The 9246-nt window shown below is 47.7% G+C and carries 11 protein-coding genes; 5 read left to right on the forward strand and 6 right to left on the reverse strand.

What is annotated here, in order from left to right:
* Positions 1 to 140: 140 nt before the first annotated feature.
* The gene (locus MMG03_RS15355; RefSeq protein ID WP_249506677.1) at positions 141 to 434 is read left to right on the forward strand and encodes a type II toxin-antitoxin system RelB/DinJ family antitoxin; all 294 of its coding nucleotides are present in this window, start codon (positions 141 to 143) and stop codon (positions 432 to 434) included.
* A 65-nt stretch (positions 435 to 499) separates the two neighbouring features.
* Complete coding sequence (locus tag MMG03_RS15360) at positions 500 to 652, forward strand: hypothetical protein (protein ID WP_158236685.1); 153 nt, start codon at positions 500 to 502, stop codon at positions 650 to 652.
* A 50-nt stretch (positions 653 to 702) separates the two neighbouring features.
* Here MMG03_RS15360 and MMG03_RS15365 read toward each other — a convergent pair whose 3' ends face one another.
* On the reverse strand, positions 703 to 1863 hold the full coding sequence (locus tag MMG03_RS15365) for an ATP-binding protein (RefSeq protein ID WP_112132176.1): 1161 nt from the start codon (positions 1861 to 1863) through the stop codon (positions 703 to 705).
* Positions 1864 to 2094: 231 nt separating this feature from the next.
* Here MMG03_RS15365 and MMG03_RS15370 point away from each other — a divergent pair, with 231 nt between their 5' ends.
* Genes MMG03_RS15370 through MMG03_RS15380 form a run of 3 tightly spaced genes read left to right on the forward strand, consistent with a single transcriptional unit; the run spans position 2095 to position 2983 of the window.
* Entirely contained in the window at positions 2095 to 2388 is a 294-nt protein-coding gene (locus MMG03_RS15370; protein WP_073159599.1) for a type II toxin-antitoxin system RelB/DinJ family antitoxin, read from the forward strand.
* Between the two features lie 20 nt (positions 2389 to 2408).
* Positions 2409 to 2822 carry a putative toxin-antitoxin system toxin component, PIN family gene (locus MMG03_RS15375; protein ID WP_249506678.1) on the forward strand — a complete coding sequence of 138 codons (414 nt, stop codon included), beginning with the start codon at positions 2409 to 2411 and terminating at the stop codon, positions 2820 to 2822.
* Entirely contained in the window at positions 2819 to 2983 is a 165-nt protein-coding gene (locus MMG03_RS15380) for a hypothetical protein (protein ID WP_158236684.1), read from the forward strand. Before MMG03_RS15375 ends, MMG03_RS15380 begins: the two co-directional genes overlap by 4 nt.
* Before the next feature lie 8 nt (positions 2984 to 2991).
* Here the strand turns inward: MMG03_RS15380 and MMG03_RS15385 are convergent, their stop codons facing one another.
* The 5 genes from MMG03_RS15385 to MMG03_RS15405 all read right to left on the reverse strand — a co-directional run bounded on the left by MMG03_RS15385 (position 2992) and on the right by MMG03_RS15405 (position 9031).
* Positions 2992 to 4617, reverse strand: coding sequence for a polysaccharide lyase family 1 protein (locus tag MMG03_RS15385; protein WP_249506679.1), 1626 nt, complete (start codon positions 4615 to 4617; stop codon positions 2992 to 2994).
* 141 nt (positions 4618 to 4758) lie between these two features.
* Positions 4759 to 5409 carry an N-formylglutamate amidohydrolase gene (locus tag MMG03_RS15390; RefSeq protein WP_249506680.1) on the reverse strand — a complete coding sequence of 217 codons (651 nt, stop codon included), beginning with the start codon at positions 5407 to 5409 and terminating at the stop codon, positions 4759 to 4761.
* Between the two features lie 31 nt (positions 5410 to 5440).
* On the reverse strand, positions 5441 to 6691 hold the full coding sequence (locus MMG03_RS15395; RefSeq protein ID WP_249506681.1) for a glutamate-cysteine ligase family protein: 1251 nt from the start codon (positions 6689 to 6691) through the stop codon (positions 5441 to 5443).
* Between the two features lie 116 nt (positions 6692 to 6807).
* Positions 6808 to 8310 (reverse strand): RimK family protein, encoded by a 1503-nt coding sequence (locus MMG03_RS15400; protein ID WP_101479694.1) that lies wholly within the window; start codon positions 8308 to 8310, stop codon positions 6808 to 6810.
* 25 nt (positions 8311 to 8335) lie between these two features.
* Positions 8336 to 9031, reverse strand: coding sequence for a peptidase-C39 like family protein (locus MMG03_RS15405; protein ID WP_101479693.1), 696 nt, complete (start codon positions 9029 to 9031; stop codon positions 8336 to 8338).
* Between the last annotated feature and the right edge of the window lie 215 nt (positions 9032 to 9246).

Raw genomic sequence — 9246 nt, forward strand, 5'->3', positions numbered from 1 at the left:
GAAACCTTGCTTTGTGTAATGGTTTGTATTATATTTTGATAAAATTGCTTCGGCTCGGAAATACCCAAATGTGAACATTTGGGTGCTTCGCTCGCCTTGCATATTTTTGTAATGTATTGAACTTGTAATGCGAGGCGTTTATGGCAACTACTGTGCTACAGATTCGTATGGATGAAGACCTCAAGAACGAGGCCGCGGATCTTTTTGACAAGATGGGGATGGACCTTCCAACGGCCATTCGCGTTTTCCTGAAGCGGGCCGTGGCTGAAAAGGCGATTCCCTTTGAAGTTCGCGAACCTCGCGCTACTTACTCTGCCAATAGGGGCATTGCGGCCTTGCGTGCTTTGCAGGCGCAAGCCGAAGCTAAAGGTGTGGCAGGAATGAGTGAAGAAGAAATCGAAGCGGAAATTACAGCCTATCGTTCTGGCAAGTAAAATCCAGAGAATTCAATCCCTTCTAAAGTCGTAGAATTTCTAGAAATTCTTGCAAAGGAGTACCTGTGAAAAAGAACGCGCAACAGAACTCGGTTCTAGAAGAAGTTGAAAAATGGCGTAATGATAAAGATGTAACTGACGATAGCGTCTCTAAGGTTTTAAATAACAAATCTCAGGAACTGCCTAATATCAAAAAGGTTTCAAAAATTTGGGGATAGCAGAACCTAACTGGGAATTTTTGAAATTGTAGCGATTTCCGTACCAAAAATTAAAACACAGTATCCAACTTCTTGTAGTTGAAAATTCTGCGCTCCATGTAAGAATCCATTTCATCGCCGGAGTAAATCAGGCCTCCTTGTTTTCCTTCAAAATTTGGAACAAAGCTTTCGGCTTTGGTGAAGTTCTTGAAAAATTCCGGCACAATGGAATCGCTGGCTTTGATTTCGTACGGAACGACGGATCCGCCTCTAACATCTAGCAAGTCGATTTCAATGCCAGATTCTGTTCGTAAAAAGTAAAGGTCTGTTTTTTTGCCAGCATTCAGTCGAGCCTTCATGGCTTCGAGTATAACCATGTTTTCAAACAGGTTGCCGAACAAGCCATCTTTTTCAACACGCTCTGCATTTGTCAGGGAGAGCAGCGAGCACGGAATACCCGTATCTACAAAGAATACCTTTGGCGATTTTGTCAAGCGCTTGGTAACATTGCCAAACCACGGCTGCAATGTAAATACAATGTGGCTTGCTACCAAAACGGAAAGCCATTCCTTGAGAGTTGTAGAACTTACGCCGACATCGCCTGCCAAGCTGGAGTAATTGATTATTTGCCCAACTCTGCCTGCCAGTAATGTGAGAAACAGCTCAAACTTGCGAAGATCCTTGACATTAATTAAGGTTCGGACATCTCGTTCAATGTATGTTTGGATATAGTCGCGATAGTAACTTTCCGCTTCAAGATTTTTCTCGTAGAGGCGAGGCATGCCTCCATTTAAAATGAATTCACCTCGAGAAAAATCTTTGTTGTAATTTGAAATTTCGGAAATGGAATAAGGCAACAATGTGAAGATACTTGTTCGTCCGGCGAGGCTCTGGGATATCGCTTGGTTCAATAAGAGCTGCTGGCTACCAGTGATCACAAATTGAGCATCCAGCCCGGTGCGGTCAACTTCCACCTGTACCTGGCTCAGCAATTCCGGGCAATTCTGGATTTCGTCAAGGATAATGGGCGGCTTATGGGATGCCAGGAATCCCTTGGGGTCTCTGTGGGCAAAATCTCTCAAATCTCGTTGTTCCAAGTTTACATACTTGTAATTAGGAAACAGTTTTTTTGCTAAAGTAGTTTTGCCGGATTGCCTTGGCCCGACAATCGTTATGACAGGGTACTTTATTCCTTCAGAAAGGATTTTTTCTTCAATTTTTCTAGAAACCATGCCTAGAATATAACTAATGTATTGTGGAAATTTCAAGTTAAATTTGAGATTTCCATAATAATCAATGTCAGAACGGATGATTGGAAATATACAAACCTTGCTTTGTGTAATGGTTTGTATTATATTTTGATAAAATTGCTTCGGCTCGGAAATACCCAAATGTGAACATTTGGGTGCTTCGCTCGCCTTGCATATTTTTGTAATGTATTGAACTTGTAATGCGAGGCGTTTATGGCAACTACTGTGCTACAGATTCGTATGGATGAAGACCTCAAGAACGAGGCTGCGGATCTTTTTGACAAGATGGGGATGGACCTTCCAACGGCCATTCGCGTTTTCCTGAAGCGGGCCGTGGCCGAAAAGGCGATTCCCTTTGAAGTTCGCGAACCTCGCGCTACTTACTCTGCCAATAAAGGTTGGAATGCGTTTATGGAGTTGCGCAATCAGGCCCAGCAAGGCCCTGCCGCAGGGATGAGTGAAGAAGAAATCGAAGCAGAAATTTCAGCCTACCGCGCGGGAAAGTAACAACGGCGGAGGAGCTCGTGGTGTACGCTGTTATTGACACTAATGTCATTGTGTCATCTTTGTTGACGAAGAATCCTTTGTCTCCTGTGATGTTGGTGATGCACGAACTTTTTGCTGGGAAAGTGCAATTGCTTGTTAATGACGCTATTCTTGCGGAATACAAAGAAGTCCTTTCTAGACCTAAGTTTGAGCTTGACGAAAAAGCGGTTTGCGAAACTTTGGAAAATATCAAAAGCCTTTGTATAAACGTTGACGCGCCCCAAAGTGGTGTTGTACTTCCGGATCCAAAAGACATTGTGTTCTATGATGTTGCTCTTGCTTGCCGTGACAAGGATGCGTCGCTTGTAATGGGGAATACCAAACATTTTCCAGGAGTTTCTTTTGTTGTAACTCCTCGGGAGTTTCTAGAAATTCTTGTGAAGGAGGGGGTGTGAAGAACGAACATGAAAAGTCGTTTCTTGAGGAACTTGAAAAATGGCGCAAGGATTACAATGTGACTGACGATAGTGTTGCTAAAGTCCTGAATAGAAAATCCAGGGAACTATCCAATGCGAAAAAGAATCCCAAAATTTGGGATTCTTCTTTCGTGTTTTGAAGTTCAGATTACTTCACCACGTAGATGCTGTTTCGAGGCATTCCTGGGATTGAAATCTTTTTGCCTTCTTCTACATAGACCTGACGGATGGCGATTCTTTGTCCCATGGGATTGAAAACGTGGACGGTGGCCATACCGCTCTTTGGGGCGATTTGCATATCCTTTGCTATTGCAGTGGGGTCCGTACTATCTGCAGGATTCTTTTCTACTTCAGAACTGTCAGCAGGAATTTCCCCTATTTCGGTACTATCCGCGGGCGTTTCAATATCGGGGACCTTGGTGGAGTCATCCTCAACGGGTTTTGTGTATCCGTCCACTAATCCGTTCAGGTAGATTTCCATATTCAGGTAGCCAGATGCGTCCTTTTTCAAGGCGTCGCTGGGATCGTTCTTGTCCAGGCCCATTTTCTCTTCCCATTCATCGGGAATGCCATCTTTGTCTGTGTCGGTCTTGGTGCCGTCTTTAAAGTTGCCAACCACATTGGCGAGGCTTAAGCTTGCTTCGTCAGAAATGATAGCACCCTTTTTCCCCAGAGAAGTCAATTCGTCAATCATGTATTTGTCAACGTCATCGCGTGCGGGGTAAGAGGCTCCTACTTCTTTCACGATAATGTCGTAGGCTTCCTTGGCGGATGTCTGCTGGGTGATGGCTGCAAAGGCTACGGGCAAGTTTTCGAAACTATCGTGCGATGCTACCGTTTTAGACCCGTAGAAAGATCCGTCGGATTCTGTGGTCGCCAGGGATCCACCCAGCTGTCCGTTTCCATCGGCGTCGATATAGTTGCCTTTCTGGTAAATCTGGAATGTTTGCGTGCCGCGGGTAAAGGCGGATGTTCCGCTGGAATTGGGACCGCCAATAAAGTAGTTGTCTTCAACGGTGGCCCAGGAATTGCCTTCGGAATCGCCCATGATGTAGCCGCCGCCTCCGCCCCAGTTATAAACCACGTTGTTTACAAACTGGTTCAGACCCTTCACCTTCGGGTTACGAGTCTTGTTATCAATGTACAAATTGCGGAATAAGGTTACACCGCCATCAGTTTGTATCAGGCCTCCGCAGGAATGGTCGTGCAGTCCTTGGCCGATAATGGAATTCTGGATGGTAATGTTTGCGGGTTTGCTACCCTTGTTGTCCCAGCTAATGGAGAAGGTTTCATCGCGGCCCCAGCTAATGGACAGATGGTCAAAAATCATATCGGTGCCGTTAGCCACACCGGCGGCATCCTTCTTGCCGCTAGGCGCACTTTTACCCATGCGGAAACGCATGTGGCGAATAATCAAGTTCTTGGCGCCAGAAAAGGAAACGCGATCGCCGTAAACCACAACGCCATCCCCTGGGGCCGTTTGCCCGGCAATGATGGAGTTGCCCTTGAAAACCAAGGTACTCTTCAGCTTGATAATGCCACTGACGTCGAAGACCACAATACGTCCGTCTTTACTGACGGCGTCTCTCAAGGAGCCTGTGCCGGAGTCGTCTAAGTTGGTGACGTGATAAACTTCAGGAGCGCTGGCGGCGCGAACGCCCAAAGTGAAGCGGCCAAATCCCTCGGCAGAGGGGAATGCCAACAGAGGTTCAGCGGCAGATGCTGCGGAGATCCCGAAGGACAAAATCAGAGCTGAGCTTAGAAAATTTTTCATACAAACAATCCCTTTTTAACACCAGCTGTAAATCTAATGTTTTTCAGGAAAAATACGATGAAAAAGTCTAGGAAGCGTTCAAAAACCGTTGTCTTTGGACAATTCTACTTTTTGGGGGCTGTATTGAGGAGAATTAGCAACTCACCCAAACAGTTTTTGGTTAAACTCTATCTCAAAGCCTGCGTAATGGGGTGTCAGCTTGCGAAGGGTGGTGCACAGTCCGTCGGATTTTCCTTGGTAGGGAAAGTTTTTACGAACTTTCAGTTCCGGGGCCCTAGCGTGAATTTCGCTGATGATTACGTTTGCAATCATGTTTTCTTGGGGACGGCTCGGGTCAAAGAGAATGCCGATGTCGGCGTCCCTTTCCTTGCCGTTCAGTACCGGCGTAAAACTGTGGATCGCCAGATGTAGAACGGGTGTTGTTGCTGCGGTGGTGCTGACGTATTCTTCTACGGCATTGCGGTAACCCAGATAGTAGGCGAAGGCTCTCTTTCTTAGGGCGAAATATTTTGCGTCCCCCTGATTGTCCTTGATGGAATCCCAGAATTCGCTGAACACGCTATGGTTCCATAGGCTTCGATTCAGGTCGATAAAAAGTCTGCTGTATTTTCCAGCGCAGTAGAAATCGGGCTTTTCCTGTTTGACAAGACGTTTATAGATGTCATAAACACCATAGTCGTAACCCCGATGAGATTCCAAAATTTCGCAGGGAATGTTTAGATTCCTGGCGAAGGCGGGAACAGCGTTATGGGCATGTTCGCAGGAGAGGAGTAGTTTGAAATCGTTGAACATAGAATGGCTCTTGTTGTGCGGTTTGATTGGATTACTCTTCCACTCCATAGAGGGTATTTTCGGCTAGGCAGTGAGCCAAGCGTCCGTATTCACAAACAAAGTCGTCATGGCCGGGGTTGGCACCTACATTTTTTACTAGAGCACTTGCCAGGGTTCCGCGCTGGAACATCTTGAGGAGCAGTTCCTGTGAGTGTGCGGAAATCTTGGACTGGACCTTTGATGTGATTTTCTTGATCAGTTCGCCGGCAGTGATTTCGCTAGCTTCAATGCCGAAGGTAATCAGGAAGTTTCTGTCGCGGATGATGGTCTTTTCTGCAAAGCGGGTGGTGTCCATCAGGATCTTTGCCAAGGCTTCCGTTTCCAAAGCTTTTACGCGTTTCAGGGCGCTGCTGGAATCGATGCCGTTGAAGGCACCTTCAGTAAGGCCCTTTAAGACTGCCACTTCCCATTCGGCGATGGCGATATCTGCATCGGGGCATTCCTGAATATCCACCAGGCGGATTTCCACCGCACCGCGATCAAAGCGGGCGATGGCTCCGCGACTGTTTAGGAAGAAATGGTTCAGCAGGTGTTCCGGATCGTGGGGGGCGATGTCCTTCTTTACCTTCTCGAAAATCTGCTTGTTATAGTCTTCGTAGGTAAAGACGGCTTCCGGAATCACGAGCCCTGCAATGCTGGGGACTCTATCCTGATTGTGGCGGTAGGTTTCAATACGGCCGTCCAGGAAACCGCAGTATTTCCCATCCAGGAAGGGGCTGGAGGCGGCGATGGCGGGAATCAGGGGCAACAGCGCGCGAATAGCGGCGTGCAGTTTTCCAAATTCTTCGTCACCATTGAAGCTCAGGTTGATGTGGGTGCTCTGCAGGTTGGCCCAGCCGTGACCCTTGCAGTTGAAAATGCGGTCGTAGGTCTCGTAGATTTCGTTGCAGTCATAGGGCCACAACTGCATTTCTGCCGGATCCATAAAGGGGTGGGCTGCGCTAGGCAGGAGCATGGCGTTTATGGATTTCAGCTTTTCGTTGGCAAGGAGGATTTCCTTGTGGAAGGTGGCTCCCAGATTCTTTAGGTGGTCCACCGGTTCGGCGCATTTCAGTTCCAGAACATGGCTAACCAGTTCGTTGGAAAGGCCAATGGGGCCGTGCTCCACGTCGGAAAGTTGTTCGCCGTTCTTGTCATGACCCAGGGGCACATCAGCACGAGGGAGAACATTGAGATTGTCACGGTCAACGATCATGTATTCCATCTCGATGCCGTATTTTTGCCAAAGTTTGTATGCGTTCATAATTATTCTCCACTCGTCATTCTGAGCGCAATGCCGAAGAATCCATAAAGCATTTCACTGGATCCTTCATTTCGCTGCGCTCCATTCAGGATGACGTATTCAGTGCGCCCTCACACCTACAAATAAAATTCTCTTTCGTGTTGAAGGATCTTTTGTTGTGCTGCATTCAGGCGGTCTTCAATTCGGTGACGCAAAGATCGCATAATGGCTGAATAAATTTTCTTTTTGCCCACTTGGTCTTCGATGCCGGCGTCAATGCTGGGGTTGTCATTGACTTCCATCACGATGGGGTGGCCGTTCCATTCCTTAAGATCTACGCCGTACAATCCGTTTCCGATCATGCTGCAAATCTTTAGGGCGGTTTTCACAACGCCATGGGGCACGCTTTCGATGGGGAGGCAATCGAACATGCCGCAGATTTCGTCCTTGTCTTCGCTGGCCCAGTTGTAAATCTGCCAATGGTCCTTGGCCATATAGTACTTGCAAGCGTAAAGGGGCTTTCCGTCCAGAACGCCAATGCGCCAGTCAAATTCCGTGGGGGTGAATTCCTGGGCGATAAGCAGGTCGCTATGTTCGAACATCTGGTCCAGAGTCTTTTCCAGTTCTTCCTTGTTGGAGACTTTCTTGACGCCTAAGGAGAAACTGGAATCCGGGGACTTGAGCACCATAGGGAACCCGATTTCCTTGGCCAAAGTATGGCGGTTTTCGGAATGGGCGATGATGGTTCTGGGGGTATGGATTTTGGCGGCCTGCATCAGTTCCTGCAGGTAGACCTTGTTGGAACAGCGGAGGATACTGTCCGGATCGTCGATGACGGCAATGCCCAGAGATTGGGCGCGGCGGGCGAAACTGTAAGTGTAATGATTGACGTTTGTAGTTTCGCGGATGAACAAGGCGTCAAATTCGCCTACTCGGGCGTAGTCCTTCTTGGTAATCAGTTCTACGCGGAAACCTGTTTCTTCGGCAGCCTTGATGAAATTCTGGATGGCCTGCGCGTTGCTGGGAGGTTCCTTTTCATCGGGGTTGGTGAGGATGGCTAGGTCGTAAAGGTAATCCTCTTCCTTGCTTGCCACGTAGCGGTTCTTTTCGAAGTATTCCTGGGCGAACTTGTTCACCATTTCCATATGGGTTTCGGGAATTTCGTCGACGCAAATGGGGCGGATACTCTGGATAAACCATTTCTGCTTGAAAATGAACTTTGCACGAAGCAAGGGCGCCTGGAAAAGGCGGTAAAGTTCCTGGGAAAGTTCCAGATATTGGGGGCTGACATTCTGACCGAAATAAATGCTCAGTACGAATTCCGTGCCGGTCAGCTTGTGAAGACTTTTTTGAATCAGGTTGTCGATTTCGTCGGAGATATGCTTGATGACCGCAGTGGTCTTGAAGTCGCGAATGTTCTTGACGCAAGGAATTACCTTGTGTCCGCGGGCTTCTGCCAAAAGGGATACGTAGTAGCCCTTGCTCTGGTAACTGTAATCGCGGCAGAGGTTGAATACGCGGGTATTCTTTTCGCCGGTGTATTTGTGGGAGATCAGGTAATCCTGTGCGGATACGATTTCAATTCCTGGAACATTCAGTTTCCAGTTCTTCGGGTTATTCACCACGATGATTTTTTTCATGATTGTCTTCTGTTGAAGTTTTTCCCTACTTCTTTTCTACTACAAGAACGTTGCCGTCGTAGGTCATGACGCCAAGTAAAATGCTGTGGATCAATCTGAACTTATCCACCTTGTAGTAAGGTCCTTTGCAAAGGGGATTTGTGCAATCCGGGTCTGCCACCAGAAAGTTTTTCTTTTCGTCTAGGCCGTAGAGTACCACGAAGTGTCCGCAGGGGTCACCCTTGATATCGTCAGAGACGGAACGATCGTTTTCGTCGGTGTATTCCCGCTTGCATCTGTAGAGATAGGTGGCCGAGAGACCGCAAAGGACAGGGGTGCCCTTCTTAAAGAATTTCTCGAACATGCTAGCCCGCAAATCGGCGGTTGCGATGGTTCCTCCAAGGTCAATGAAGCGGATGTAGGCTTCGATGGCCTTCTTCAGCTTGGGGGCGTGTTTTGCCTTGTGCAGCGCGCAAAGTCTTTCGCGCAGTTCCGGCATTTTCAAGTCGCTCCAGCTGGGATCGAAAATCTTGAGATTGTAAGAGTAGATGGTGGCTTTGAATCCTCTTTTTAAAGCGTCTATGCCCAAGAACACCCCGAGGGTGCCGCCTTCTTCAAGAGATTCAATTTCTGAGATGAGTTGTTGGAGGGGAACGTTTAAGCCAAGATGCGCGTAAACCGCATGAAGGCTCGTGGGGCCGCAGGTTACATCGTTAGGCTGCGGCAGGATTCTGATGTCCATCTTTGCCTCTGTCGAACGCCCTGGTCAACATGACCTAGGCCCTAAACTTGGCGGAGTCAGGTTGCCATCCTGGACCGTCGATTGGACATGTATAAAACTACCAATAAAAAGGTAGGAAAACAAGGGGGTCAAAAAAATTGAGGCATCATCAACATGTGTGGAAGCATTTAGGCAGCCTTGCTAGATGATCCTCTCGATTCCGATTCCCATTCGTA

This window comes from Fibrobacter sp. HC4 (assembly GCF_023373925.1).
GTDB lineage: Bacteria > Fibrobacterota > Fibrobacteria > Fibrobacterales > Fibrobacteraceae > Fibrobacter.